Consider the following 26,838-nt stretch of genomic DNA (forward strand, 5'->3'; position numbering starts at 1 on the left):
CCTAACAGAATGTGGCCTGGTCGATGGTTGCGCGGAAGAATTCTCCTTCACGCTCGAACCTGTCGGTACCGATGAACCAGCCGACTCTGACAACGGAGGGAAGAACATACCCGCCAAAGCTTCGCTCCTCTTCAACAATTGCTCCGAAGGGTAGCGCCTCAAACCCTTCCTGGCCGGGGTTTCCCCAACGCGGCATGGAGACGTTCTTTAAGCGGCCAGTTGCGTCGATCTGGTAGTCAATCTGAGCGACCTCGTTGTGAGCGAAGAAGCGGGCGTGGATGTGGTTCTGATCCGTCGCGGTCCAGTTGACCTCTTCTCTGCATAGAACGGAGGGCAGCCATAGGGATTCGATATTGACGCGGTCCGCGGCTGAACGGGTAACGTCAGGGCTGGACACGTTGAGGAATGGCAGCAGGCCGAAGAGCTTCCATTGCATGCCGCCCTTTCCGTTCAGGAAGTAATCGCTTCCGAGAACGGGAATGCCGTGCATGCGTATGGCCGCCTTCCAGATCATTGCCTTGTTCCAGTGAATGACCTCTTCAGCGGAAAAAGAGAACCACCGCTTCAGCTTGATCTCGCCGTGCATTTGCAGCCGGACAGCAGACGCGAGCGCTGTGCCGGGGGCAATAGCGTGCTTCAAAAAGCGCTGCACCGGGCCAGGCAGCGGGTCGAGAGCACAGGGGGCAAATTTCTTTAGGAGCTCTTCTTCAGGGGCAGCTGTCCAAACTTTTTCCAGAGTCAGTAGCCGGCGCATATGTGGATCCTTCCATCACTGGTTGCGATCGAGGGTTCTGTCTCTGGCAGCTAGCCACGAATGTCAGACTGCACCTTTCTCGCACCTTGAAGCATGCGAGCTGATTTCTACATTGAACGCTTGAGCCTACCTGCGTCCGTGACCGGGGTCACAGTGCGGTCTGAATCGTATGGGGACAGGAACGAAATCGTTATGCAAGCCGATGGCGGAGCTCGCGCGATGCCGAGTTTACACTTGACATGTTCCCTAAGGCATAGCATTCTTACCCCTATGAATCGTATACCTGTGATCTCTATGCCTTCTGGCGCGTTGATCATGCTCATCCTGCGTGTCCTCCGCTCTAACTCACTGCATGGCTACGCCATTGCGCAGCGCATTCATGTTCTCTCCAGCGAGATCCTTCAGGTGGAAGAGGGAGTTCTTTACCCGACGCTGCAGAAGATGCTGCTCAAGGGCTGGGTCACCTCGGAGTGGGGTATCTCAGAGACCAACCGCAAGGTACGCTTTTACTCCCTGACCGCAGCCGGCCGTAAACAACTACAGGCGCAGCAGTCGGACTACGATCGTGTGACCGAAGCCATTCAAGCCATCCTCCGTACCGCGTGAAAGGGAGACCGCAATGCGTGAGCTTTTTCGCCGCTTGAACTATCTACTGCACCGTCGACAGCATGATCGCGAACTTGAAGCCGAGATGCTTTTTCACCGCGAGATGATGGGTAAGGAGCGCGCTCGCAATTTCGGCAACACACTCATCCTCCGCGAGAATGCCCGCGACGCCTGGGGCTGGACCTGGATGGGACGTCTGTTCCAGGACCTCTCTTATGCGACACGGGTCCTTCGCCGTTCGCCTGGCTTCACGTTCACAGCTGTCATCGTGCTTGCTATCGGCATTGGCGTCAACGTCGCGGCTTTCAGCCTTTTCGACATGATCGCTCTCAAGCCGTTGCCCGTGCGTGATCCCGGATCGCTCATCCAGTTCCAGCGTCGCTCGCCTACCCGTATCAGCAGTGAAATGCCCTATCCGCATATCGAGTTCTACCGTACGCATGCCCACACGCTCAGCGCGGTGTTGGCTGTTATGGAGGTTCCACCTGTAGCACTCGATAACGACACGCAGCCCGCGCATCTCAGCTTTGCGTCCGCAAATTACTTTACGGAACTGGGCACCCGGCCATCTCTCGGCAGACTGTTCGACCCGGTGCTTGACAACAAGCCATTCGCGCCGCCGATTGCGGTGGTGAGTTACACATTCTGGCAACAGCGTCTCAACGCGGATCCTGGCGTGGTGGGCCACGTTCTGCACCTCAACGGCAAGGCCGTCACAATAGCAGGAGTACTGCCTTCCAACTTCGCCAGTCTTGGTGCAGACAGGGCTGAGCTGTGGGTGCCAATTCTGCAACAGCCTTACATCATAGAAGGCAGCAAAATCCTCAGTGACTCCCAGGTTGACGCCTGTCACATGTGGGGTCGTCTCGCTCCTGGCGCAACAGCGAAGGCAGCCGAGCAGGAACTCCTTACCTTGACTGGTCAGCTTCAAAAAGTGGATCCGCAGGGCGTGTGGGAGAACGAATTCATACTTGCCTTTCCCGGCGGTCATCTGCAGGTTATGCAGCCTGCGATGTATCAGGTCGCGGCCATGATATCCATCCTCACGCTGCTGATCCTTGCCGTCACGTGTGCAAACCTGGGAGGCCTGCTGCTCGCACGCGGCATGAGCCGCGAGCACGAGATCGGTATTCGCATCGCCATCGGCGCAAGTAAAAGACGCATTCTGCGCCAACTCCTTACGGAGAGTCTTCTGCTCGCCCTGCTTGGATCGTTGGCAGGGCTCATTCTCAGTGTGATTTCGCTGCGTGTAGTCCTCATGCTTACGAACGCTCCTGCATGGCTTTCGGCGATACCGGATTGGAGAGTGATCACCTTCTCCACATGCATCGCCTTCCTCGCCGCGATCTTGTTTGGTTTAACTCCTGCGCTGCAGATCGCGCGGCAGCAAAATCGCAAACCTGTCGCGCGACAGGTGCTGATTGCAGCACAGGTAGCTGCGAGTTGTGTGTTGCTCATCGTCGCCGGCCTGCTCGTTCACGCTATGCAACACATCCTGTACAACTCGCCAGGCTTCGGCTATCAAAGCGTTGTTTCAGTCGATCCGCAACTTGCCCAGCATGGCTACACACCCGCTGCCGCAGGAGTCTATCTCGCGCAGATGGAGTCGCGTCTTCGCGAGCAGCCCGGCGTCCTGTCCGTCGCTCTGGTCAAGCTTCCACCTATGGGCCACAGGGTCGCACGCATCAGCACCCAAATTCAGGGGAAGCCGGTAGCCATCTTTCCCAACTCCGTCGAGCCTGACTACTTCAGGACCATGAACATCCCACTCCTGGTCGGACGCACCTTCGTTCCTGCCGAGAAGCATGCCACCATCCTCAGCGAATCGCTGGCGAACCGCATCTGGCACGGAGAGAATCCGATCGGGAAGGCACTGCCAAGTGACGATCCATCTTCTACGCCACGCGACATAGTGGTGGGCGTGGTTGGCAACGCCCGCGTCAACTCCCTAAGCGATAGCGATGCAACCGAGCAGTACTGGCCCGTGCAGACAGACGATATGCCACAGATGTCCCTCGTCATCAAGGTCGCCGGAGCCGCATCCAGCATGGGTTCCATCATCAAATCCATTTCGCAGAGCCTTGACCCCAAACTCTTCCCGGAGATTCGCTCGCTGCAAAGTCTCTTTCAGGAGAACGTCGCAACGGTCGAACGTATCGCCGCCTCCGTGAGCCTGGTCGGCTTCATCGCAGTGCTACTGGCTGGTATAGGCATTATTGGACTCGTGGCTTACACTGCGTCCCAGCGCGCGAAGGAGATTGCAATTCGTCTTGCACTCGGGGCGACACGGATGCAAATTCTGCGGGCGATCCTGAGCCAGTTCGCCTTGCCTGTAATGCTGGGCCTCGTAGCCGGCATTGTGATCGCAGGCTTCGCCTCAAGCGTGCTTCGGGGGACACTCTACGGCATCAGCAATCTGGATCCGACGAGTTATTCCGCGGCTACACTGCTGCTCTTGTTTATCCTGGTCATCGCAACTGTGCTACCTGCGCGGCGGGCCCTTCGCGTCGATATCGTCAAGGCACTGCATCACGATTAGCCGAGCGGGCCCATCGTCGGAATAAGACGGATGAATGAGCTGCGAGAATGGTTCATTTGTCTCCGGCCAGTTTATTGCAGCAGCACAGGCATCGCAGTTGCGGTGATGTTCTGCTGGTTAGATATGTCCCGCTGGTTGCCTTTGAGATCTGTCATGGTGCTCATGCCCATGGTGCTGGCGCTGACGTCTGTTTGCGGATTCCAGACAATCCATGCAGGAGTGCCATTGCGCGATATCTGGCAGCGCCAGGTGGATTCTGCATCGGGGCTACAGCCGTTGATGTTTGCGCCTGAGAGCCATTGCTCTACCTGCTGCAGTGCGTACGCGGCTGCGGTGGGCTGATAGTTGCTGTCGGTGAACTGGATGGCGCTGGGCCGATTGTTATCCCATGCGTACCAGAAGACGCGGTCGATGTTGGCCGAGGCATTGAGGATGAGAGAACGCGCAACAATGGCTGCCTGATCGTCGCCGGTTGCGAAGCTGGCCGGCGAGGACCAGGCGTCGGCGGTATTCCAGATGGGCCTGCTCGCGATGTTATAGGTGGTCATGATGTTGCGAACGGACTGGACGAGGCCGATGACAGACTCAGGTGCATCCGGCGTGGGCGTGAGCGGATAACCGATGATGTCGACGTAGGATCCGCCGCCTGACTGCAGGAACTGTTCGAGGAAGTTCTGGTCGCCGCCCGGCGATACTACTTTTGCAGCGGGGTCGGTGGCCTTGATCGTCTGGTAGGCGTCGGCGCTGAGCGCAGCCAGTTGCTGCACGGTGCCGCTCCAGCAGGTTGCGGAGGATGGATCGCCCCAAAGCTCATAGGCGGCGATGCGGCCTTTGTAGCGAGACACGACGGCTTGAATGTAATCGTCCCAATCAGACATGCTGCCCGGAGCGGCGGTTGCGCCTGCCCCGTAGGTCGAGGGAAGCCCGGGATTGCTTGAGGCCCACGACGGAGTCATGCCGAGGGTGAGCATGAGGCTGACATGGGCGGTCTGCGCGTTTTCTACCTCCTGGTCGAGCAGAGCCCATTTGAAGACGCCGCGCTGCGGCTCGATCTCCGCCCATGAGACTCCATTGTTCCAGAGGCGTTGTGAACCGATGGGGATGGAGGGCCAGTGGCTTTGATGAAGGATGTCCATGCCGAAGAACTGCGGCTGAATGGTTCCCGCAGAGGTGGCGGCGAGCGCGGCCGAGGCGCTGGTCAGGCCTGAGGTAGAGACAGCGCACCCGAGCGGAAAGAAGAAGAGCAGGCAGAGAAAGAGCAGCAGGAGAGCGCCGCCGAGTTGCTCGAGATGCGGCTTGGAGTTGGGTTGCATGGTGTCGTCCTCATCCGCATCATGCGGCGAAGATAAAGGGTTTTCTAACGTGGAAGTGAGGCAGGCGAGGAGGTTGGTTTCAGAAGGGAATTGCGTTTCCCGATTCGGGAAGGGCAGAAATTTCTATCGAGCGGAAATGTCCTCTAGCGCGAAGAGAGGAAAAGGGCGTTTCCGCCTCCGGTATTCGAGGGAATGGGCTAGGATGGAGTTCAACTTTTGAATCGGGAGAATGACCGGGTGAGCGAATTGTCGTGGTGGAGAGGGTTGCGGCCGGTGGCTGGAGTGCTGGTGCTGGTGTTGGCTGGTTGTTCGCATGGCACACAGGCGGGCGGCAAGGCTACGGTGATTCACGGGAAGAACGGTATAACGCTGCCGCCTCCGCCAGCGGCGGCGATTGTGCCGGTAACGGACGATTATCACGGAGAAAAGGTGGTCGATAACTACCGGTGGCTGGAGGATGGCAACTCGCCCCAGACGCGGGCGTGGATTGACGCGCAGATGAAGTACACGGACGACTACCTGCGGCAGGTAAAGAACAGGCCGGAGATCGCCGCTTCGCTCAAGAAGTTGCTCGATGTGGATTCCTATGGGACGCCGATGGAGCGGAGCGGCCGCTACTTCTTCATGAAGCGGCTCGCCGGGCAGAACCAGGCCTCGCTCTACATGCGCACGAAGTGGAATGGCGAGGACAAGCTGCTGCTGGACGTGACGAAGCTGAGCAAGGACCAGAACACATCGGTGACGATCGAGAGCATAGCGAGCAGCGGCAAGTTGATCGCTTATGGCGAGCGTTCGGGAGGCGCGGACGAGCAATCGATCCATGTGCTCGACGTGGCGACGGAGAAGGATCTGCCCGATGTGCTGCCGCCTGCGCGGTACGATGTGGCTTTCGATCATGAGGCGAAGGGGTTCTACTACTCGCGCTTTACCCACGAGGGAACGAACGTCTACTACCACAGGCTGGGTACACCGGTAGACAAGGACGCATTTGTCTTTGGGAAGACATTCAACGGCCAGGCGCTGGGCGAACTGGACCTGATGAGCGTGAGCGTCACGGAGAACGGGCACTACCTGGTCGTGAGCGTCAGCCATGGGGTACCTGCGACGCGTGACGGCATCCTGGTGAAGGATCTGCGCAAGCCTGATGCGCCGTTTGTACCGGTGATTTATGGCATCGAAGCGCATGCGCAGCTGGCGACGATGGGAGACAGGTTTTTCCTGCTGACGAACTATGAAGCGCCGAACAGCCGCGTGGTGGAAGTGACTCCGGGTGAGGCGCCTGATGCGTGGAAGACGGTTGTGCCTGCGGGCGGCGAGGTAATCGACCAGTTCAGTATCGTGGGCGGCCAGATGTTTCTCAGACGGCTGCACGACGTGAAGACGGAGACGACGAGCTATTCGCTCGATGGCAAGCAGACAGGCTCGATCGATTATCCGGGGATTGGCGCGGGCACGGGGCTGTCGGGGCGGTCGACGGGCAAGGAGGGCTTCTACAGCTTCCAGTCGTTTACACAACCGCCGACGATCTATCACTACGAAACGGGGCCGCACAAGTCTGCCGTGTTTGCTGCGTCGAAGGCGCCGTTCGACAGCTCTCAGTATGAAATTCACCAGGTCTTCTACCACTCGAAAGATGGGACCCGGGTGCCGATGTTTATCGCTGGAAAGAAGGGGCTGAAGCAGGATGGCAGCGCACGCCTGCTGCTGACAGCCTATGGCGGCTTCGATGTGGACATGCTGCCGACGTGGAGCACCTCCTTCGCCTGGTGGATGGAGCAGGGTGGATTTGTGGCGCTGCCAAATCTACGCGGCGGCGAGGAGTATGGCGAAGCGTGGCACAAGGCTGCCATGTTTGAGAAGAAGCAGAATGTGTTCGACGACTTTTTCGCGGCAGCGCACTACCTGATCGATAACCACTACACGACGTCAGAACGGCTCGCGATCGCCGGTGCGTCGAATGGAGGCCTGCTGATGGGCGCGGCGATGACGCAGCACCCGGAGCTCTTCGGAGCTATCTGGTGCGGCTATCCATTGCTGGACATGCTGCGGTATCAGAACTTCCTTTTCGGGCGACTGTGGACCACGGAATATGGCAGCTCGGAGAATCCGCAGCAGTTCGACTATCTCAGCCGCTATTCGCCGTATCAGAACGTGAAGCCCGGGACGAAGTTTCCGGCGATCATGTTCTTCTCAGGCGACAGCGACACCCGGGTCGCCCCGCTGCATGCGCGCAAGATGACGGCGCTGGTGCAGGCAGAGAATGGCGGCGACCGGCCGATCCTGCTGCACTACACCACGACGGGAGGTCATAGCGCGGGTGTTTCCCTGCAGCAGTCGATTGCGGACAGTAGTGACGAGCTGGCCTTCCTGTGGAACGAGACGAGCGTGCAATAGGTCGAGGGGTGCGTCAGGTTCTATGCGGTGCTGCTACTCCCCGCGAGTGCAGCGATGCGGGCGTACCCTCTGCTTCACTCTCCGCGTGCCATAGGGAGACGCAGTTGCGTCCGCGGCGCTTTGCGTCGTAGAGGGCGCGGTCAGCGGCATCGATCAGGAGTTCGGGCTTCATGACGATGCCGGGCTGACTGGAGGCGACACCGATGCTGATGGTAAGCCGCTGATGGAAGTGCGAGGCGCGGTTGACGATGGCGGCCTGGGCAGTGGCGCAGCGCAGGCGTTCGGCGACCGCAGCCGCGTCCTCGCTGGAGGTCTCGGGCAGCATGAGGATGAACTCCTCGCCGCCAAAGCGGGCCAGCAAATCGGCTGCTCCGCGCAGCTCTTCGCGCAGGACATTGGCGACCCGGACCAGGCAGGCATCGCCGTAGCTATGCCCATGGAGATCGTTGACGCTCTTGAAGTAGTCAACGTCGATCATCAGGATAGCGAGAGGTGCGCGTCGGCGGGTGGCTCGCTTCCACTCCGCATCGAGCGCAGTGGTGAAGTGACGGCGGTTGGAGATGCCGGTGAGGGGATCGAGCCAGGAGAGACGTTCGAGGACCAGGTTAGTTTCTTTGAGTTTTTCCTCCTGCCTGAGCAACTGACGCTGGCTCAGCAGGTAGTTAAGTTGGATAAGTCCGGAGTGAAGCCCCTGGATCAAGAGCAGCAGAAGCATGGCGGCGAGGGCGATGGCCGGGTGCCGGGGCACAAGCATGGCGGCAAGGGCGAAGACACCCAAAGTGATGAGAAGCGGGCAGAGACTCTCTATCAGAAGAAATATTTTTCTTCTGATCCTGTGGCGTTTCGCAGCTTCCGGCGGTTCGTCGAAGGGTAAGGTCAGCGCCCGCCAGCCGGCGAAAAGGAACGGCACACTCCAGAGCAGATCGAGCGGGGTGCCTGCCCGCAGATTCCAGCGGAGTGTCGCATAGTCCATGCCAAGCTCGATCGGCAGGTAGAGCCACAGCACGCCACAGAGCATTCGCACGCGCCGCCGCTCTTCAGCGGTGGACCAGGTGACGAGGCGCAGGGTGGCGGCGATGGCGAGAAAGCCGCACTCGACCGCATAGAGGATCTCCATCGAAGCCTTTTGTGATGGGAGCGGCGTACGGAAGAGCAGGACGAAGGTGAGGCCAGCGGCGAGAAGCGACTGCAGCAGGTTGAGCGAGAAAAGGCTGGCGATGGACTCCGTCTCGGCGGTGCTGGAGATGGCCAGCAGCAGGGGGAAGGCCGCGAGGATGTAGAAGAATTCCGATGGGTCAGCGGTAAGATTGCTGGCTGCAGGTGAGCGGCTGACGAGGACTTCAACAATTTGACCGGAAGCCCAGAGAGCCAGAGCAAGGCTGAGCCATAGCCAGGAGGGTCGCTCGCGGGCTGATACCTTGCTCATGCGCCACAGGCCACAGAGTGCGACCACCAGGGGAAGCGCAGCGGTGAGCAGCCGCGAAACGGGGACCGGCTGCCACCCCGGAGCGAAAAGCAACGCGTGGAGAGCCGTCAACCCGAGGAGCGCACCCATCAGCAGCCGCTGTATCAGGGTAAATTGGCGCAGTTTGGCCTCAATGCTCATAAAGAGACAAAAATCGTCCAGCTCGTGGATCACCAAAAAAAATTAAGAAAGATTAGTTATTTCTATCTTCGCCGAGCGCCGAGCTTTTGAAAAGAGGAAGGGCGGCGAGGGGATGCTCGCCGCCCAATAAAAAGTAATCACCGGGGGTGTCAGGAGCGCTTGGAGACAGTGGCGCGGAGAGCTCCGGTAGAGATGCCGCCGTCGATGAGCAGGGTTTGACCGGTGACGTAGCGGCTGGCTTCAGAGGCAAGAAAGACAACCGCGCCGTCTAGGTCGTTGGGTGCGCCGGGACGCCGGACAGGGATGCGCTCGACGAGGTAGTCCACCCAGCCTGCATCTTCGTAGAGGACCTTGTTCTGCTCAGTGCGGAACCAGCCGGGGGCGAGGCAGTTGACGGTAACGCCCTGGCCGCCCCAGTCGGCAGCCAGGCTCATAGTGAGCTGACGGATGCCGCCACGGCTGGCGGTATAAGGGGCTAGCCCTGCATAGCCCATGACACTTGTGACGGAGCCGATATTGATGATGCGGCCATAGCCATGCGGCAGCATCTGCCGGGCGATGGCCTGGGCCACAAAAAAGCTGCCGCGCAGGTTGGTGTCGAGAACGAGGTTCCAATCGTCCCAGGTGATGTCGAGCGCGGGCTTGCGGACGTTGCAGCCCGCATTGTTGACGAGGATGTGCAGCTGCTCATACGCGGCAGAGGCCTGCTCGGCCATGCGCTGGATGCTGTCATGATCGCGGACGTCGAGGGCGAGGGGAACAGCGCGGCGGCCGAGCGCCTCGATCTCCTTAACAAAAGGGGTGAGGGCGTTGGCGTCGCGGCTGGTGAGGACAAGATCCGCCCCGGCGCGCGCGAGCGCCCGTGCAAAGTATTGGCCGAGGCCGCGGCTGGCGCCGGTGACGACAGCTACCTGGCCGGTGAGGTCGAAGAAGTTTTCGCTCATTGGGCCACCGCCGTTTCCGGCTCAGGCGAGAGGACGACTTTGATGAGATTGGGCTCGCCGGAATGGAGGCGGGCGAACCAGCTGGGGCCGTCTTCAAGAGGTGCGACGGCGGTGATGAGAGGCTGGACCTGAATCTTGCCCTCGGCGACGAGGCGGATGGCTTCAGGGTATTCGCCAGAGGAAGCGGCGGTGCCCTGAAGGCGAATCTGGCGGCTGACAACGAGCTGCAGGGGCAGCGTGATCTCAGGGGTGATGTTGCCGATGAGGGTGACGGTGCCGCCCTTTCTTACGCATTGAAGGGCAGTATTGATGGTTTCAGAGCGGCCCACGGCCTCAAACACTACATCGACACCGTGATCGCCGGTCTGGCTGGCGACGGCGGCAACGACTTCAGAGGCCAGGAAGGTTTCGTCAGCGCCGGCATCGGCGGCCATCTTGAGCCGGGACGGGTCAACGTCGGTGATGAGCACGCGGCTGCATCCTGCGGCCCGGGCTGCCTGCAGAGTGAGCAGGCCGATCATTCCGGCGCCGATGACCAGCGCGGTCTCTCCGCCCTTAAGGTCGGAGACGCGCACGGCGTGGAGCGCCACTGAGACTGCCTCAAGCATTGCGGCCTGGGCAAAGGGCAACGTGTCCGGCAGGCGGTAGACGATGCGCTCAGGGACGGTCACAAATTCGGCAAACGCGCCGTTGCGGCGGTAGTCTCCACAGGAGACGCCGACAACCTGCCGCTGGTCGCAGAGGTTGACGTCACCACGGAGGCAGTAGGCGCAGCGGCCACAGTAGACGGTTGAGTCAAAGGTGACGCGGTCACCGACGGCGAATTGCGTCACCGCTGAGCCTACGGCAGCTACAGTGCCAGCGGCCTCATGGCCCATGACGAGCGGTGGAATCCGCCGCCCGGACGAGCCGTCATAGCCGTGGACGTCGCTGCCGCAGATGCCGCAGGCAGCGACGCGGACGAGGACTTCGTCGGCTGCGATGGCGGGCGTGGGCAGATCGGTGATGGTGAGGTTGTTGTACTCGGTGAGAAGCAACGCCTTCATTAGAACTCCTGATTCGTAGAGGGTAACTCTTTCAAATAGCGAAAGGCCATGCGCCGCCGCTCTCCAGCCACTCATAGCGGAGACTTTCGGTATTCCCGATTCTCCACGACTGTGGAGTGCGGGTGAGGAGCCAGTCCTCTGGACGCGCGGTTGCTCCGGGGCTGGCGACGATGCGGAAGGCTTCGCGGATAGCCTGTTTCTGCTCCGCGCCAGTGGCGTCAGGGGAGGGGGATACGAGCAGCGCGGTGCCGGTGGTGGCGACGGCTCTCAGCCAGGACTTGGTGAGGCTCCAGGGAATGTCCTTAGTGAAGGGAACACAGTCGGCGTCAAGGGTGAAGAAGGTGCGATGCTGCGGCAGGCGGAAGGCGAGAGTGTTGACGCCCATGCGCCGGGTGCGTTCCCAGTTGCGGCCGCTAACGTCGTCGCCGGTGCGCTGCAGTTCAAAGATGCCGGCGCTGAGATGGCCAATAACGTTGCAGCCGAGGATGATGGTCTGCTCGCCGGCAGCGGTGCGAATCTCCTGGTAGAGCTGGTGGATGATCTCGGCATTGGTCTTCGAGCGATCGTGGAAGCTCCAGCCGGGGAGCGTCGGCGATGCGCCCATTGTGCTGCCCCACTGGCCGAGGAGGTCAAAGGTGGTGAAGTCGTGCTTGACCAGTTCGTACTTCCACGAGACGGCCTGGCGAACTTTTTCAAGCGCCTTGTCTCGAGCCTCGGGGATGGTGGGGTCGTAAGCCCGATTGGAGGCGGCGTCTTCACTGTGAGCTCCAAAGCGTGCGGAAGGCAGCAGCAGAGTGGTGTCGGTTTCGCCGCGAGCGCGTAGAGGACGCACCCAGAGGCCGGGGCGGACGCTTTTGCTGTGGATCTTCGCGGCGAGATCGGCCATGTCGGGAAACTTCTGGACGTTCTTCCAGCCCTCATCGGCGATGGTGAAGGGGCGCGGACCTGACTGAGGGGCGAGCTCCGCCATGAGGCTGGCGTCGCGCAGGATATCTGTTGCGGAGCTGTCTCCGTAGGCGTAGTACCAGTCGTTGCTGCCGTAGACGGCCTGCGGCAGCAGGCGCGGCTGCGGGCACATCATGGCGCAGAAGGTCCGCGCATTGGCGAAGGCGGATTCGTCGGGATGTCCCTGGCGCGCGAGGACAGTTGCAGCAGAGAGAGTGCGGCTGCCGAGGAGGACGCCTTTGCCACCGTTGCGAAGATCGAGCCAGAGGGAGATGCCTTCGGGATCGCACTGCCAGAAGGCGAGTGCGCCTGCGCCTGTCCTGACGCCGTAGGCGTGGACGCTCCTGCCGTCGAAGGTGAGGAAGTACCAGGGCATGGGGCGCTCGGGAACCATGCCGCGCCAGCCGAGATCTCCATAGCTACGCTCCCATGCATCGCCGAGTACGCTCAGGCCTTCAGGCAGGGTGGCTTTCCAGCGGAGATGGATGCGAAGCAGCGGGGAGGTCGCGGTGACGGTAAGAGGCAGCTCGCCGGGTTTGTCTTCGCAGACGAGAGCGATGCCGTTGCCATGCCACGCATTGCCGGACCTCGTGAGCGGGACCGCGCCGGCCTCTTCGACATACGCCGTCGCCTGGTCGGGAGAGCGCAGGAGATCGACGAAGGTGCGATCATGGTGGAGAGCGGAGACCCCAGGGCTCTGGCTTGCCGGGGTTTGCGAATCAGCCGCAAGGGTTACGCCGGCGCAGGCGGCAAGGCCGATGCCGCGCAGTACAGAGCGGCGGGTGGGCAGGATGCGAGAGTTCGCTTCGTCCAAGATTCCTCCAAAAGCAGCCCGTCCATCGTACAAAAATGTGAAGTGCAAGGTGCGGATGCATGGGCATGCGCTTGCTTTGCAGCGACACGTCTCATGTTCTCGCGAAGGAGGAGACAGTGCGCGAGGGAGTAATCTTTGATACAACAGCTTGCAGGAGCAGATATGAATCCTTCCCGTCCCAATCGTCGCGATTTTTTGAAGAGCAGTGGTGCGTTGACCGCTGCGGCAGTGCTTGCCGGGCCAGCGATTGCGCGCGCCGGGACGCTGCCGCCGCTACCCGTGAACCCCCGGACGCAGGCTGCGATGCCGACGCGCAACCTGGGCAAGACTGGCTACAAGGTCGGGATCTTCAGTCTGGGCGGGCAGGCCTCCATCGAGCGGCCGAACAATTTCGATGTGGCGGTGCCGATTATCGATCGCGCGCTTGATCTTGGAGTGAACTATCTCGACACTTCGTCGATCTACGGCGGTCCTGCGCGGTGGAGCGAACAGTATGTGGGCGTGGTGATGAAACGGCGGCGTAACGAGGCGTTTCTTGCGACGAAGACGAAGGAACGGACACGCGACGGCTCGATGCGCATGATCGAGGAGTCACTGAAGCTACTGAACACGGACCACGTCGATCTGTGGCAGCTGCACGATGTGGGCATTCCGGAAGATGTCGACCAGATTTTTGCGAAGGGCGGCGCGATGGAAGCGCTGATTGAGATGCATGAGCAGAAGGTCGTGCGCTTTCTCGGAGTGACGGGCCATCATCGTCCAGACGCATTGATGGAGGCGATCAATCGCTATCCTTTCGATTGCATCCTGATGGCGATGAATGCCGCGGACCCGCACCACTGGAGCTTTACCGATCAACTGCTGCCGCTGGCAGTTGAAAAGCAGATGGGCATTATCGGCATGAAGGTGCCGTCGCGAGGACGGCTGCTGGCGAGCTGGACCCCGCCGCCGATGGAGAAGCAGCTTCACTCCTGGGAAGGAATTGTGCCGACGGATAAGCCGGGCACACTGACGATGCGGCAGGCGATGTACTACACGCTGTCGCGGCCGGTGAGTACGGTGATCATCGGATGCGATTCAGTGGCGCAGCTGGAAGAGAATGTATCGCTGGCGCGGGAGTTTACGCCGTTCAATGAGCAGCAGATGCAGGAGCTGATCGCAAAGGCCGAGCCGGTGTCGAAGCAGGCGCTGTTCTTCCGGTTTCTCGGGCGACCTTGAGGGAAGTGCCTGCCGGCGTTTCCCTCGCCAGCATTTGTGCAGTCGCAAAAGTGAGCTACGTTGCCTCGTGAGGTTATCAGGGAGTTAATGTGTCCCCGTAACTCTGACAGACATGCTATCCTACAGATGCATAAGAGCCTGATCCCTGCGCAAGCAGAGAATCATCCGGATCAGGTGATGCCTCCAGCCCAGATCTTAGCTGGAACTCCTTCCCGGGCACACCCGCCCTGTTTGTCTTTGCAAACCAAAATCGATTGAGCAAAGGATCACGTGAGTCCATACCGACACGGCTGCCAATCCCAAGAGAGCAGACCGAATTTTGATGACACCTTTTTCAGAACTAAACCTTTCCTCCAACCTTAAAAAACAACTTGCCGCGCTGAACTTCGTTACGCCGACCCCTGTGCAGGATGCAGCCATCCCGCAGGCGATGGAAGGCAAAGACGTTCACGCGACTGCCCAGACGGGCACAGGCAAGACTCTGAGCTTTTTGATTCCAGCGATTGAACGCCTGCAGAAGACGCAGGGGAAACACCCGGCTGTGCTGGTGCTGGTTCCTACCCGCGAGCTCGCGCTGCAGGTCGAGAAGCAGTATCGCGACCTGGTGGGACGCTACCTGCCGAAGGCAGCAGTCGTGATCGGCGGCGCCAGCGAAAAGGGCCAGATCAGCGACCTCCGCGGAGGAGCGCGCGTTGTGATTGCCACTCCGGGACGGCTCGAAGACTTGCTCGAACGCCGGATGCTGAAGATCGACAAGATTGAAATGCTGATCCTCGACGAAGCAGACCGCATGCTTGACATGGGCTTCGTTCCGGCGATTCGCCGCATTGTTTCAAAGATTCCCAAGGAGCGGCAGACCCTTTGCTTCTCGGCAACGGTGGACCCGGCGGTTGCTCACCTGTTGGCTGAGGTGCTGCGCAACCCGGTTCGCCTGTCGTTCGGCTCGACCCAGAAGACTTCTTCATCGGTCAAGCTGATCGCCTATGAAGTGGAGCAGAGCCAGAAGGCGGCGCTGATCCATCGCGTGGTTTCAAACGAGGCCGGCCAGTCGCTGATCTTTGTGGGGACCAAGCGGCGTACAGAAGATGTGGCCAGGAAGCTGGAGCGCGCAGGCGTTTCGGTAGCGGTGATGCACGGCGACCGTTCCCAGTCGCAGCGCAACCGTGCGCTTGAGTCCTTCCAGAAGGGCCGCGCCCAGGTGCTGGTAGCAACGGACGTCGCTTCGCGCGGCATCCACTGCGACAACATCGCGCAGGTCATCAACTACGACCTGCCGAAGATGGCAGAGGACTTCATCCACCGTGCGGGCCGTACAGGTCGCGCTGGTGCGACAGGGATTGCGGCGAGTTTCTACACGCCGATCGAACGGCGCGAAATTGCCCGCTTCGAGCGTTCGCTGGACCTGAAGATCGAGCGTATCGCGATCAAGGAAAATCTGGTTCGCGAACAGCGCGGGCAGATGGTGGATACAGCAAAGCTGAAGTTCGCGGGGGCGCCAGCTCCCACGCGCGGAAAGAGTGGCGGTCGCCGCAATATGCCGGCGGGCGTTTATCTTGAAGGCGAATCGCTGCAGAAGTACGCAGCGCGGTAAGAGCGGAAGCTTTCCCAACAGTAGCGAAAGAAGGGCGCGGCCTGATGGCTGCGCCCTTCTTTATTTGATGATTCGGGTCTGCACGCCGGCGGGAATCTTCATCTGGAACTGGTTGTCGTTGAGCTTCTGGTTGACCGTGAGCTTCTGGATGGTGATGACGATCTGGTATTCCTCAAGCGGCCTGCGGATGGTGATGATGCCGGGAAATTTTGCGGTGCCGAAGGTCTGATATGGGCCGTAAAGAGCCTGGGTCTCGATATCGCCGTTCTTGTCATAGATGTCCTCTTCGTAGGGGAGAAGATCGATGCGGCTGAAGTGGATGACGCGCTCGGGGATGAGTTCGTTGCTGTCCGGCTGTTTGCGGAGGACGTTGAGGTCATAGTCCGGCTGGACGATGAGCCGCTTCTTTTTGGAATCCTGTACGGTCTTGGTCTGATTGGTGATGGAGTAGAGCTCGTCCGGACCAATGCTGTGGATGAGCAGCGAATCGAAGAAGATGTTGGGCCGAAGGTTCTCAATCGGATTGGTGGACTGCACGGTCACGGAGTTCGACCCGACGATGGCCTTGTTCTTGATGGGGATGTAGAGTTTGAAGGTCTGACCGTCGCTGGCAAGGTCAAAGGCGATAGTGTGCAACACAGGAACCAGGCCGAGGACGCGCAGGTTCTCCGGCTTGCGCAGCAGAATATAGCCGCTGAAGGACGTATAGTCAGTGACCTTGCCCTTCTTCGCGCCGCCGGCCGAGGCGCGAAATTCAACCTTGGCGTTGAGCGAGTCGATTGCATCGTACTGCTTGTTGATGCTGTCGACCAGTTGAGAGCCGGAGGCGCTCATGACGACTCCCGGCATGCTAACCTGCATCACTTTACGGGTATGCTTCAGGCATCCGGTCAACGCCGGCAGCAGCATCGCCATTGCCTGAATCCATCGCTTACGCATCATGCCTCAAAAAAAGTAACTGCTCCGGTGCTTATTGTGTTCCGCCCGCATGGACTGCGTGCCGGTAGGCCGCAACATTGCGTTGGTGCTCTTCGAGAGTGGCTGCAAAGCGGGAGTGCCCTGCTGGATCCGCGCCTGCTGCGACAAAGTAAAGGTAGTTCGACTTCGCTGGTGACATCGCCGCCTTGATGGACGTCATGCCGGGATTGCAGACAGGGCCGGGCGGAAGTCCTGCATGCTTATACGTGTTGTAAGGCGAATCCGCCGCAAGGTCAGACTGATAAATCGTACCGCGATAGCGTCCGTCGAGCAGCGCGGCGTAGATGACCGACGGATCGGTCATCAGCGGCATGCCCTGGGCGAGGCGGTTTTCAAAGACGCTGGCCACTAGGGGCCGCTCGCTATCGATCGGGGTTTCCTTCTCAACGAGTGAGGCAATGATGATGACCTTATGAAATCCAGTGGTCAGCCCTGCGAGGGCGGCTGCTTCTCGAAAGCGCCTGACCATGGTGGCGACCATGTGCTCCGGCGTGACGAGCCGTTCGAAGTGGTACGTATCCGGGAAGAGATAGCCTTCCAGGCTATCGGCCAGGGGATCGATGTCGGAGATGAGCGCGGTGTCTTTGCGGGCGGCGGCAAGGAAGGCTTCGCGGGAGCCGAGCTGGGCCGCTTCCACGCGCTGCGCGATGTCGAAGATGTTTGCACCCTCGGGGATGGTGAGCGCGCGTGTATAGACGTCGCCACGGACGAGACGCGAGTAGACCTCACTCATGCGTGAAGGGTGATCGAAACGATACTCGCCAGCCTTGAGCGAACCGCCGCGCACAACGTGCAGCGCTTCGAAGACATAGCGATTCAGAATGAATCCCTGGCGCTGGAGCTGGGCGGCTATCTTCATTGTCGGCGTTCCGGGGGCGATCTCCAGAAAGGTTTCCGTGTGCGGGCCAGTGGGCGTGAGCAGCACGAAGGCAACGGTCGAGGCAGCCACTACGATCAACAACAGGAGCAATCCGAAAAAACGCTTCACGCAAAAGACCCTTTATTGATTCAGCCCCTTTTTTGGATTGGGTAACGGGCCGAACCTATTCAATTTTATGATGCTGGCGTGGTTTGCGCGGGCATAGGTGCGCAGGATTCAAGCTGATACACTCGACCCGATGAGTCTCCGGCGATTTGTGCTTTCTTCCATGCTTGCTGCTGCGGCTTTCGCGCCGCTCGTTTCCTCCGCTCAGCCGCGCAGTTTTACTGTCCAGAATGGGCAGTTCACGCTTGATGGGAAACCGTTCCGCATTATTTCGGGCGAGATCCACTATGCACGGGTGCCACGCGCCTACTGGCGCGATCGGCTGAAGATGGCCAAGGCGATGGGGTTGAACACTATTACCACGTATGTCTTCTGGAATGAACAGGAGCCGGAGCGCGGAGTGTTTGACTTCACCGGCAACCGGGATGTGGCGGAGTTTGTGCGGGAGGCGCAGCAGGAGGGGCTGTACGTGATTCTGCGTCCGGGCCCCTATGCCTGCGCGGAGTGGGAGTTTGGCGGTTTTCCGGCGTGGCTGCTTAAGGACCACAACATGGTGGTGCGTTCGAGCTATCCCGGTTTCATCTCTGCTGCCAGCGAATACATGAAGAAGCTCGGCGAGCAGGTTGCGCCGCTGCAGATCGGCAACGGCGGCCCAATTATCGCCGTGCAGGTGGAGAACGAATACGGCTCTTTTGGCGATGATCACGCCTATATGGAGCAGATTCACAAGATGATTGTCGATGCCGGGTTTACCAAGGCGCAGCTCTACACGGCGGACGGCGCGGACATGCTGGCCAAGGGCACGCTGCCGGAGCTGCCTGCGGCGATCAATTTTGGCCCGGGCGACGCGCAGAGGAGCTATCCGCTGCTGAAGAAGTTTCGGCCGCAGGGGCCATTCATGACGGGCGAGTACTGGGACGGCTGGTTCGATCACTGGGGCTCGAAGCATGCGGTGACAAACATGAAGCAGCAGGTCGCGGACCTGGACTGGATGCTGAAGCAGGGCTACTCGGTGAGCATTTACATGTTCGAGGGAGGCACGAGCTTTGGATGGATGAACGGGGCGAACTCCAACGGCAAGGACTATCAGCCGGACGTGACCAGCTACGACTACGACGCCGCGCTCGATGAAAGTGGTCATCCTACGCCGAAGTATTTCGCCTTTCGCGATGTGATCTCGAAAGATACGGGTGTGACGCCGCCGCCGGTTCCTGCGGCTCCAGTTGCGGTCGCGATTGCGCCCTTCAAGTTTGCGCAGTCGGTCTCGCTGTGGAAGACGCTGCCTGCGCCAACGCACTCCGAACAGCCGCTGACGATGGAAGATATGGGGCAGGCGTATGGCTATATTCTCTATCGGACGAAGCTGCAGCAGCCTGTGTCGGGGGAACTGGCGCTGCATACGCTGCATGACTATGCGCGGGTTTATGTGGGTGGGAAGTACATCGGCTCGGTCGATCGACGCCTGAACCAGACGGGGCTGCAGGTGGATGCGCCTGCAGGCTCGCAGCTGGATATTCTGGTTGAGAATACGGGGCGGGTGAACTATACGACCGTAATCCGCGGGGAGCGTGTGGGAATACTGGGGGGCGTGACTGCTGCAGGCAAGCCGGTTACCGGATGGGAGAACTATCCGTTGCCGATGACCGCGACTGCTTCGCTGCCCTTTACCGATGAGCCTTGCACAGGACCTTGCTTTTATCGTGCGGCCTTCAACGTGAGCAAGACTGCGGACACCCACCTGGATACGAGCGCGTGGACGAAGGGTGAGGTCTGGATCAATGGACGCGCGCTGGGGCGGGTGTGGAATATAGGGCCGCAGAAGACACTCTATCTGCCGGGGCCGTGGCTGAAGAGCGGCGCGAATGAGGTGGTGGTGTTCGATCTGGATGGCGGCGCCGGACGCACGATGCAGGGGCTGGACAAACCCGTGCTGGACGCACCGGTGAAATAAGCTGCGATGATTGCTCACGCCCTGTGGCGATACGCTTAAGACGAACCTCACGAGAATTGGAACGCGATCCTTTGAAACTTGACCAGCTGCTGACAGAAGCGCGGAACTCCGCAACGGAAAATCTTGATCGGCTGGGCACGCTGGAACTGGTTCATGCGATGCACACCGCGGATCACGATGTGATGGCGGCTGTGGAGCGCGAGCTGCCGCAGATAGCGCTGGCGATCGACGCGACGGTGGACAGGCTGGACAAAGGTGGCCGCCTCTACTACCTCGGCGCGGGAACTTCAGGACGGCTGGGCGTGCTCGATGCGTCTGAGTGTCCGCCAACCTACAACACTCCGCCGGAGATGGTGGTGGGGATTATCGCGGGCGGAGATGTGGCGCTGCGCAATGCGGTGGAGCTTGCTGAGGACGATCCCGGGCAGGGCCGCGCGGACCTGGAGGCACACGGCTTCTCCGCGAAAGATGTCCTGGTGGGGATTGCGGCCAGTGGACGCACGCCCTATGTCCTGGGCGGGATGGAGTATGCGAGCAACATCGGCGCGGCGACAATCGGGTTGAGCTGCGTGCCGGGATCGCAGGTGGCGCTGGCGGCGCAGATTGCGATCACGCCGGCAACCGGCCCCGAGGTGGTGACCGGCTCGACCCGGATGAAGGCGGGGACAGCGACCAAACTGGTGCTGAATATGATTACGACGGGTGTCTTTGTGCGCCTGGGGTATGTTTACGGGAACCTGATGGTGAACGTGCAGCCGACGAATGCGAAGCTCGTAGATCGTGCGCGGCGCATCGTTGCCTCGATTACTGGACTTGAAACGGCTGAAGCCGCGGAGCTTTTGCGGCAGGCGGGTTCGGTGAAGGTTGCCGTGCTGATGCACCGGCTCGGCCTCAATAAAGGCGAGGCTGAAATGCGGCTGGCGGCGACGCATGGCCGGCTGCGGACGGCGCTGGGAGAGTAGAGCCGCTAGGAAGCGACGGGCTCGCGGATGGCGAGCTCATCAAGCAGAGTGTGAACTTCGGCCAGTACTTCATCGGGCTTCGTTGCAGTCAGGGGCAGCCGGAGCACACCCTGCGGGGTGAACTGCGCTCCGCGCTTCGCATTTTTTGCGACCATCTTCATCAGGCGGCCCGGATCGACGCCTGCATTTCCAGTGAAGCGAATGTGGAGCTGATCTTTCTTGCGATCGATCTGTGAGACACCGAGTTGTTCACATTCAATGCGCAGGCGCGAGGCCGCGAGCAGATGCGTGACGTTCTCAGACAGCGGGCCGTAGCGGTCTTCCAGTTCGGCGCGGATGCTCTCGACGGCGTCGAGAGACTGGGAGCCCGCGATGCTCTTGTAGATGCGCAGGCGCTGATTCTCTTCGGTGATATAGCTCTCGTCGATGCGGAGGCTGATGCCGAGATTGAGCTGAGTGGGTGGACGCTCCACACGCTCTTCGCCTTTGAGCTTGCTGACTGCTTCTTCGAGCATCGAGGTGTACATCTCAAAGCCGACTGCCTCGATGTGTCCGCTCTGCTCGCCGCCGAGCATGTTGCCGGCTCCGCGGAGTTCGAGATCAAGGGCGGCGATCTTGAAGCCTGCGCCGAGATCGGAGAATTCCTTGAGGGCGGCGAGGCGCCGGCGCGCAATCTCGGTCAGCTCCTGCTCAGGCGGAATGAGCAGATAGGAGTAGGCGCGGCGGTTGGATCGGCCTACGCGGCCTCGTAGCTGATAGAGCTCCGAAAGGCCGTGGCGGTCGGCGCGGTTGATGACGATGGTATTGGCGAGCGGGATGTCGAGGCCGTTTTCGATGATGGTGGTGGCCACGAGAACGTCGTGCTCGTGGTGCATGAAGGCGAGCATGACCTTTTCGAGCTCACCTTCGCTCATCTGGCCGTGGCCGACGATGACGCGCGCGGCGGGAACCAGCTCCTGTATCTTGGCAGCTATCTCATAGATAGTCTCCACGCGGTTGTGAACGAAGTAGGCCTGCCCCCCGCGTTCGAGTTCGACTTCGACTGCGGAGCGGATGAGCTTCTCATCAAACTTGGCGACGACTGTCTGGATGGCCATGCGGTCTTTAGGCGGCGTCTCGATGACGCTCATATCGCGCAGGCCGACGAGCGACATGTGGAGGGTGCGCGGAATGGGCGTCGCGGACATGGCGAGCACGTCAATTTCGCGGCGCATCTGCTTGAGCCGCTCCTTGTGGCGCACGCCGAAGCGCTGTTCTTCGTCGACGATGAGCAGGCCGAGGTTGTGGAACTGGAGGTCCTTGGAGAGCAGGCGATGAGTGCCGATGAGGATATCGACTTTGCCAGCCTCGACTCGTTCAAGGATGATCTTCTGCTCCTTGGCAGTACGGAAGCGGGAGATCATCTCGATGTTGATGGGGAACTGCTTGAAGCGGTTCTTGAAGGTTTCGAAGTGCTGGAAGCTGAGGACAGTGGTGGGCGTTAAGACGGCAACCTGGCGGCCATCCTGCACGGCCTTGAAGGCGGCGCGCATGGCCACTTCCGTCTTGCCGTAGCCTACATCGCCCACGAGCAGGCGATCCATGGGAAGGGACGACTCCATGTCACGCTTGATGTCGGCGATGGCGGAGAGTTGATCTTCCGTCTCGTTGTAGTCGAAGGCATCTTCAAACTCGCGCTGGAACTCGTTGTCAGGCGGGAAGGCATGGCCCTGGGCTGCCTTGCGCTGGGCATAGAGCTTGAGCAGCTCATCTGCCATGTCCTGCATGGCCTTCTTGACGCGGGCCTTTGTCTTGGCCCACTGCTGCGAGCCGAGGCGGTTGAGGACAGGTGCGGGACCAGCGTCAGTGGAGCGGTATTTCTGAATGAGATCGAGGCGCGTGAGCGGGACATAGAGGCGTGCCTGCTCGGCGAACTCGAGGATCATGAACTCGATGTTGATTGCGTCCTGCGTGATCTCCTTGAGCCCCATGTAGCGGGCGATACCGTGCTCGACGTGGACAACGTAATCGCCGACGGCGAGATCGCGGAAGTCGGAGACGAAGGCTGCGGTCTTGGAGCGACGCGGCGCTGGGCGAGCGGTGACGTCGGCTTCATCGGAGAAGTCGTTGGCGCCAAAGACGACGAGGTTCGCATCCGGCAGACTGACGCCGTTGGCTAGGGTGCAGCGGACGAGAACGGGCGTGCGGAAATCACGCGCGAGGTAGCTCGACTCGTCATAGATGTTTTCGCTGCCGGCGTGCTGCAGGCGGCTGCCGAGGCGATAGGGAACCTCATACTCGCGGAGGAGATTGGCGAGGCGCTCAACTTCACCCTGATTGGGGGCGGCGAGCAGCATGCGTGTCTCCTGCTGCATGAGGGTGCGGATCTGCTCGATCATGGCTGGGATAGAGCCGTGGAAGCGTAGAGTCGGACGCGAGTTGAAGGCGATTTCTCCGAGGGTCGCATCTTCTTCGAGAACGTCTACGGCGCCGAGCTGGTCAATGTCGAGGCCGGGATGCGAGCCCATCCGGGCGAGCAGGAGTTCAGGGCGCAGGTAGATGTCGGTCGGAGCGATCAGAGAGCCGATCCCGCTGCGGTCGTGGCGCTGCTCAACCTTGTTCCACCAGCGGTCGAGCTGGTTCTTAAGCATGGCGGGCTCTTCCACAAAGAGGACGCACCGCGGAAAGAGATCGAGCAGGGTTTTGTCTGCTCCGGCGACGGAGGCAAAGAACTCCCAGCCGGGAAAGACGGAGACTCCGCCAGCGGCGATGGACTGCGCAACGAGGTCGGGATCATCGGCCGACTCCAGGCGGGCGCCGCTGAGCCGGGCATGAACGGCGGCGAGCAGGCGCTCGGTGACAGGAGTTTCAGTGAGCGGCAGCAGGACGGCCTCATCGAGAGGCGTGGAGGAGCGCTGCGTCTCAGGATCGAATTTGCGGATGGATTCGATCTCATCGCCGAAGAACTCGATGCGGACAGGGCGATCAGATTCAGGGGAATAGAGATCGAGGATACCGCCGCGGCGGGTGAACTGTCCGGGCATCTCGACGAGATCCATGCGCGTATAGCCGACGCTGGAGAGGTGGCCGATGAGGGAGTCGACGTCGACCTCTTCTCCGCGGCGCAGGATCGTGGCGAGCCCGGCGTAATAGTCAGTGCCGAAGAGCTTCATCGCGGCGGCTTCAACGGGAGCGATGACAATGGATGCGGCGCCGGCTGCGATCTTCCACAGGACCGCGGCGCGCTGCTCCTGTACGTCAGGGTGGGGCGAGATGCCCTCGAAGGGGAGCACGTCGTGGGCTGGCAGTTTGAGCACGGCCTCAGGCGCAACGGCGCCGGTGAGGTCGCAGGCTGCGCGGAGTGCGAGCTGCATGGCATCGGCGGCCTTATTATCTGCAACCAGCAAGACGACGGGGACGCGCGCGGCGCGAGCAAAGAGGGGGAGATAGAGAGCGCGCGCGGTGGAGGTCATGCCGGAGACACGGCGTCTTCCACGCGCGAGGGCCAGGTGGCGCTCGGCCTGTTCAAAGGCGGGAGAGTGCTCCAGGTCCGCGAGCAGCTCGCGGACAAAGGGTAGGATCATGCAGCTTAAGTTTAGCAAGGGTGAGGGTGAGAGATGGAAGGAGGCAGCAGGAAGGCAGAAGGCCTTCCTGCTGGCAGGGGAGAGGATCAGGGCAGGTATTTGATATAAATGCCACCCCAGCTCTCACTGGTTTCCGGGTTGAGCATGCTGGCGGTGATGGCAAGCCAGCCCACTCTGAGCCCTTCGCGCTCTATGCCGAGGGCGGTGATGGTGGAGCCGGCAGGCGCGCTGCGATCGACGGTCTGCCCCGACATGGTGGTGTCGAGGATAGTGGTGATGGAAGGCCTGGATGGACCATCGACGTGATAGATGCCATCGACGAGGCCTTTATCCTTGTGCGCCTTGAAGATTGCCTGGAAGCTAAACAGTCGTCCGGAGACGGCATTGAAGGCCGAGGAGCGCCAGCGTGCGGGCTCTCCGTCTTCGCTTTCACTACCGCCGGTTCCTGGCGGTTTGCCGGAGAAGACCCAGTAGAGGAAGTCATCGAAGTTGGTGGGTGATTGGGCAAGCGGGGTGATCCGGCGGGTGATGCTGTCATAAACAAAGATGCCCTGATGCTTCGGGACCGACATGGTGGTGACTCCACCGGGATAGAGGCTGTTGCAGTAGGCGATCAGGTCCTTGTTGCCGTCGGTCGGGCAGGGGAGGGTGACGTCTCGCTGCTCGGTTCCCCAGGAGCCCCAGAAGGCTAGGAAGCGACCGTCGAAGGAGAGGTTTTCCCCGAAATTTTTGAAGGTGACGCCGGAGGTTTCCCCCGGCACCTGGCTGCCGATGCCGACGATGGTCGTAAGCGCGGGGTTTGCTCGTAGCGGAGCGCGATATATGCCGCCCATGGTGGGAGTGTCTTCATCGTCCCATGCGGTGAAGACGGCTAGTCCGAAGGCGGCGCTGGGGGGAGCGGTGGCCCCGAAGGCCTGGGCGCTCCCAGAGCGGCGATTGGGGATGAGGGTAGAGGTGTCTGCGATGCGCTGGATGGGATCAAGGCCCTTGCGAGCGGTGAAGTCGCGAAAGTAGACGCCCGTTTTGCTGAGGCTTTCGTCCGTATAGTTGCCCTTGAAGACAAGCAGGTTGCCGGTGATTGCAGGAGCTCCTGGGAACTGGTCGAACTTTAAGGCTACATTCTCTCCGGGGACCTGAAAGCGCGAATAGCCTGGTACCGCGCCGAGCTGGCTTGCGGCTGTAAGGGGCGTGCCATTTCGCACGACGTAGACGCCGGATGTTCCAGTCTTAGTATCGGAGCCGTCGGCCAATTGGTAGTTCCAGACGGGTTTCGACGTGCCGCGTGTTGCCAGAGTGGGGCTGAGGAGGTCGATGCGCGGGAAGGATGGAAACTCAGTAAAGGTAGCGCCAGTGTTATCGGGCTGAGGGACGGCGGAGCTTCTGTCGAAGATGCGTACCGTCTGAGTGCGGCGAAGCATATCACGCAGGTAAATGCCGTGAGTGGGCTCGCCGCCATTGCCGCCTTTGCTGCGTGCGCGGAAGACTACGTCGCCAAACGCGTTAACCGAGGGTTGATTGTAGCTGTTGAAGGTGGTGTTGGTTCCGGGCATGACGCTGCTGTTGTTCACTACGGTCGTCCAAGCAGACTGGGCAGATGCGATGCAGGCTCCCGCCAGGATGGCGAGAGAAAAGGCATTTCGAACAAGGATCGTTTTTCTCATGAGTTGTTCTTCCCTGCTGTTGAAAGTGGGTGGATGTGAAACTTGTCAGGTACAGGGTGATCTTGGATCCTGTGTCCGAGAGAGAGCGGTGACGCAGAGCACAGGGCGAACAACTCGATAGCGAGTACGGATGAACGCAGCCAGATGCGAAACTGGCGGCGAAAGATGACGCTGGTGGGGAGTAGTTCAGCGGCTGAAGACTTGTTTGAGCAGTGAGGTTGTGCGGGCGGCGGGATCTTTGCGTATCTGCTGCTCCTGCTGGCCAAGCATGTAAAAGAGGCCGTCGAGCGCTTTGTTGACTACGTAGGTGTTGATGTCGAGGCTTGAGCTTTTCATGAACGGCAGACTCGGCAGCTGGCCTGCGAGCGACTGATACTGCTGGGTGACGCCATTGGACTTCATCGCCGCCTCAACATGCGGGCGGAAGGCGGCGGCGAGGCTGGCTGATGTCTTGGATCTGAAGTAGTCGGTGATGGACGTGTTGCCGCCGTTGAGAAGCTTGCGTGCGTCTTCGATCGTCATCTGCTTGACGGCATCGGCGAAGATGCCTGCCGCGGCGGGCGCTGCGCTCTCTGCCGCGTGGTTCATGCTGGCGACAAAGCCGTCAATCTTCGCACCCTGACCCGCAGCGCGGAGGATTTGCTCGACGGGGTGAAGGTTGGAGGGCAGGCCGATTTTGATGGCGCTGTTGTCGAGATAGCCGCCGGGTTTGGCTACCAGCTTGACCGCGTTCTCAGTGCCGACAGAGAGAGCCTGCTTGAGACCGGAAGCGATTTGCGTGTCATTGAGTTTAGACGCTGAGCCGAAGCCGGGCAGCTGCGGGAATTGCGCGAAGGCAGCCGCGACGGTGAAGGGGCTGAGAAGAACCAAGGCGAGCGTGACGGCGCGCAGCTTCATGATGGAGGCTCCTGGCAGTGCAGCCCGATTGTAGCCCCGGAAGAGCCGGCGTGTAGAGTTGCTTTCCCAGG

General features: G+C 60.5%; 18 protein-coding genes. 7 read left to right on the forward strand and 11 right to left on the reverse strand.

Annotation, left to right across the window (positions count from 1 at the left end; all coding sequences use genetic code 11):
- Position 1: 1 nt before the first annotated feature.
- Entirely contained in the window at positions 2 to 754 is a 753-nt protein-coding gene (locus tag C7378_RS12350; RefSeq protein WP_131997113.1) for a DUF6920 family protein, read from the reverse strand.
- A 270-nt stretch (positions 755 to 1,024) separates the two neighbouring features.
- Here C7378_RS12350 and C7378_RS12355 point away from each other — a divergent pair, with 270 nt between their 5' ends.
- Both C7378_RS12355 and C7378_RS12360 read left to right on the forward strand, forming a co-directional pair.
- Positions 1,025 to 1,360, forward strand: a complete 336-nt coding sequence (locus C7378_RS12355; RefSeq protein WP_243648228.1) for a PadR family transcriptional regulator — start codon at positions 1,025 to 1,027, stop codon at positions 1,358 to 1,360.
- Positions 1,361 to 1,373: 13 nt separating this feature from the next.
- Positions 1,374 to 3,899, forward strand: coding sequence for an ADOP family duplicated permease (locus C7378_RS12360; RefSeq protein ID WP_131997116.1), 2,526 nt, complete (start codon positions 1,374 to 1,376; stop codon positions 3,897 to 3,899).
- A gap of 71 nt (positions 3,900 to 3,970) precedes the next feature.
- Here the strand turns inward: C7378_RS12360 and C7378_RS12365 are convergent, their stop codons facing one another.
- The gene (locus C7378_RS12365) at positions 3,971 to 5,212 is read right to left on the reverse strand and encodes a hypothetical protein (protein WP_131997119.1); all 1,242 of its coding nucleotides are present in this window, start codon (positions 5,210 to 5,212) and stop codon (positions 3,971 to 3,973) included.
- 237 nt (positions 5,213 to 5,449) lie between these two features.
- Here C7378_RS12365 and C7378_RS12370 point away from each other — a divergent pair, with 237 nt between their 5' ends.
- Positions 5,450 to 7,606 carry a prolyl oligopeptidase family serine peptidase gene (locus tag C7378_RS12370; protein WP_243648229.1) on the forward strand — a complete coding sequence of 719 codons (2,157 nt, stop codon included), beginning with the start codon at positions 5,450 to 5,452 and terminating at the stop codon, positions 7,604 to 7,606.
- A gap of 13 nt (positions 7,607 to 7,619) precedes the next feature.
- On the opposite strand, the gene C7378_RS12375 is transcribed toward C7378_RS12370, so the two are convergent.
- From C7378_RS12375 to C7378_RS12390, 4 genes are all read right to left on the reverse strand, one after another.
- On the reverse strand, positions 7,620 to 9,212 hold the full coding sequence (locus tag C7378_RS12375) for a GGDEF domain-containing protein (protein ID WP_131997122.1): 1,593 nt from the start codon (positions 9,210 to 9,212) through the stop codon (positions 7,620 to 7,622).
- Positions 9,213 to 9,361: 149 nt separating this feature from the next.
- Complete coding sequence (locus C7378_RS12380; protein ID WP_131997125.1) at positions 9,362 to 10,156, reverse strand: SDR family NAD(P)-dependent oxidoreductase; 795 nt, start codon at positions 10,154 to 10,156, stop codon at positions 9,362 to 9,364.
- Positions 10,153 to 11,202 (reverse strand): galactitol-1-phosphate 5-dehydrogenase, encoded by a 1,050-nt coding sequence (locus C7378_RS12385; RefSeq protein ID WP_131997128.1) that lies wholly within the window; start codon positions 11,200 to 11,202, stop codon positions 10,153 to 10,155. The genes C7378_RS12380 and C7378_RS12385 overlap by 4 nt, the downstream gene beginning before the upstream one ends.
- A gap of 31 nt (positions 11,203 to 11,233) precedes the next feature.
- Positions 11,234 to 12,961, reverse strand: coding sequence for an alpha-amylase family protein (locus tag C7378_RS12390; RefSeq protein ID WP_131997131.1), 1,728 nt, complete (start codon positions 12,959 to 12,961; stop codon positions 11,234 to 11,236).
- A gap of 162 nt (positions 12,962 to 13,123) precedes the next feature.
- Between C7378_RS12390 and C7378_RS12395 the strand changes: the two genes are divergently transcribed.
- A complete protein-coding gene (locus C7378_RS12395) occupies positions 13,124 to 14,179 on the forward strand; it encodes an aldo/keto reductase (protein WP_131997849.1) in 1,056 nt (351 codons plus the stop codon).
- 322 nt (positions 14,180 to 14,501) lie between these two features.
- A complete protein-coding gene (locus C7378_RS12400; protein WP_131997134.1) occupies positions 14,502 to 15,770 on the forward strand; it encodes a DEAD/DEAH box helicase in 1,269 nt (422 codons plus the stop codon).
- Positions 15,771 to 15,830: 60 nt separating this feature from the next.
- Here C7378_RS12400 and C7378_RS12405 read toward each other — a convergent pair whose 3' ends face one another.
- Together C7378_RS12405 and mltG are read right to left on the reverse strand one after the other, a co-directional pair.
- The gene (locus C7378_RS12405; RefSeq protein ID WP_131997138.1) at positions 15,831 to 16,712 is read right to left on the reverse strand and encodes a hypothetical protein; all 882 of its coding nucleotides are present in this window, start codon (positions 16,710 to 16,712) and stop codon (positions 15,831 to 15,833) included.
- 28 nt (positions 16,713 to 16,740) lie between these two features.
- Positions 16,741 to 17,736, reverse strand: a complete 996-nt coding sequence (gene mltG / locus C7378_RS12410; RefSeq protein ID WP_131997141.1) for an endolytic transglycosylase MltG — start codon at positions 17,734 to 17,736, stop codon at positions 16,741 to 16,743.
- Positions 17,737 to 17,866: 130 nt separating this feature from the next.
- Between mltG and C7378_RS12415 the strand changes: the two genes are divergently transcribed.
- Together C7378_RS12415 and murQ are read left to right on the forward strand one after the other, a co-directional pair.
- On the forward strand, positions 17,867 to 19,684 hold the full coding sequence (locus C7378_RS12415; protein WP_131997144.1) for a glycoside hydrolase family 35 protein: 1,818 nt from the start codon (positions 17,867 to 17,869) through the stop codon (positions 19,682 to 19,684).
- 71 nt (positions 19,685 to 19,755) lie between these two features.
- Positions 19,756 to 20,646 (forward strand): N-acetylmuramic acid 6-phosphate etherase, encoded by an 891-nt coding sequence (murQ, locus tag C7378_RS12420; protein WP_131997147.1) that lies wholly within the window; start codon positions 19,756 to 19,758, stop codon positions 20,644 to 20,646.
- A gap of 5 nt (positions 20,647 to 20,651) precedes the next feature.
- Here the strand turns inward: murQ and mfd are convergent, their stop codons facing one another.
- The 3 genes from mfd to C7378_RS12435 all read right to left on the reverse strand — a co-directional run bounded on the left by mfd (position 20,652) and on the right by C7378_RS12435 (position 26,767).
- Entirely contained in the window at positions 20,652 to 24,209 is a 3,558-nt protein-coding gene (mfd, locus tag C7378_RS12425; protein WP_131997150.1) for a transcription-repair coupling factor, read from the reverse strand.
- An 86-nt stretch (positions 24,210 to 24,295) separates the two neighbouring features.
- Complete coding sequence (locus C7378_RS12430; RefSeq protein WP_131997153.1) at positions 24,296 to 25,870, reverse strand: hypothetical protein; 1,575 nt, start codon at positions 25,868 to 25,870, stop codon at positions 24,296 to 24,298.
- 186 nt (positions 25,871 to 26,056) lie between these two features.
- Positions 26,057 to 26,767, reverse strand: a complete 711-nt coding sequence (locus C7378_RS12435; protein WP_131997156.1) for a DUF4197 domain-containing protein — start codon at positions 26,765 to 26,767, stop codon at positions 26,057 to 26,059.
- Positions 26,768 to 26,838: the final 71 nt, after the last annotated feature.

The organism is Acidipila rosea, from assembly GCF_004339725.1.
Taxonomy (GTDB): Bacteria; Acidobacteriota; Terriglobia; order Terriglobales; family Acidobacteriaceae; genus Acidipila; species Acidipila rosea.

Bases quoted from the DNA above. Each gene is read 5' to 3' on its own strand.
- C7378_RS12400 (WP_131997134.1), top strand. From the start codon at position 14,502: ATGACACCTTTTTCAGAACTAAACCTTTCCTCCAACCTTAAAAAACAA.
- C7378_RS12360 (WP_131997116.1), top strand. From the start codon at position 1,374: ATGCGTGAGCTTTTTCGCCGCTTGAACTATCTACTGCACCGTCGACAG.
- C7378_RS12355 (WP_243648228.1), top strand. From the start codon at position 1,025: ATGAATCGTATACCTGTGATCTCTATGCCTTCTGGCGCGTTGATCATG.
- mfd (WP_131997150.1), bottom strand. From the start codon at position 24,209: ATGATCCTACCCTTTGTCCGCGAGCTGCTCGCGGACCTGGAGCACTCT.
- C7378_RS12365 (WP_131997119.1), bottom strand. From the start codon at position 5,212: ATGCAACCCAACTCCAAGCCGCATCTCGAGCAACTCGGCGGCGCTCTC.
- C7378_RS12405 (WP_131997138.1), bottom strand. From the start codon at position 16,712: ATGATGCGTAAGCGATGGATTCAGGCAATGGCGATGCTGCTGCCGGCG.
- C7378_RS12385 (WP_131997128.1), bottom strand. From the start codon at position 11,202: ATGAAGGCGTTGCTTCTCACCGAGTACAACAACCTCACCATCACCGAT.
- C7378_RS12350 (WP_131997113.1), bottom strand. From the start codon at position 754: ATGCGCCGGCTACTGACTCTGGAAAAAGTTTGGACAGCTGCCCCTGAA.
- C7378_RS12375 (WP_131997122.1), bottom strand. From the start codon at position 9,212: ATGAGCATTGAGGCCAAACTGCGCCAATTTACCCTGATACAGCGGCTG.
- C7378_RS12395 (WP_131997849.1), top strand. From the start codon at position 13,124: ATGAATCCTTCCCGTCCCAATCGTCGCGATTTTTTGAAGAGCAGTGGT.
- C7378_RS12415 (WP_131997144.1), top strand. From the start codon at position 17,867: ATGAGTCTCCGGCGATTTGTGCTTTCTTCCATGCTTGCTGCTGCGGCT.
- C7378_RS12430 (WP_131997153.1), bottom strand. From the start codon at position 25,870: ATGAGAAAAACGATCCTTGTTCGAAATGCCTTTTCTCTCGCCATCCTG.
- C7378_RS12435 (WP_131997156.1), bottom strand. From the start codon at position 26,767: ATGAAGCTGCGCGCCGTCACGCTCGCCTTGGTTCTTCTCAGCCCCTTC.
- C7378_RS12380 (WP_131997125.1), bottom strand. From the start codon at position 10,156: ATGAGCGAAAACTTCTTCGACCTCACCGGCCAGGTAGCTGTCGTCACC.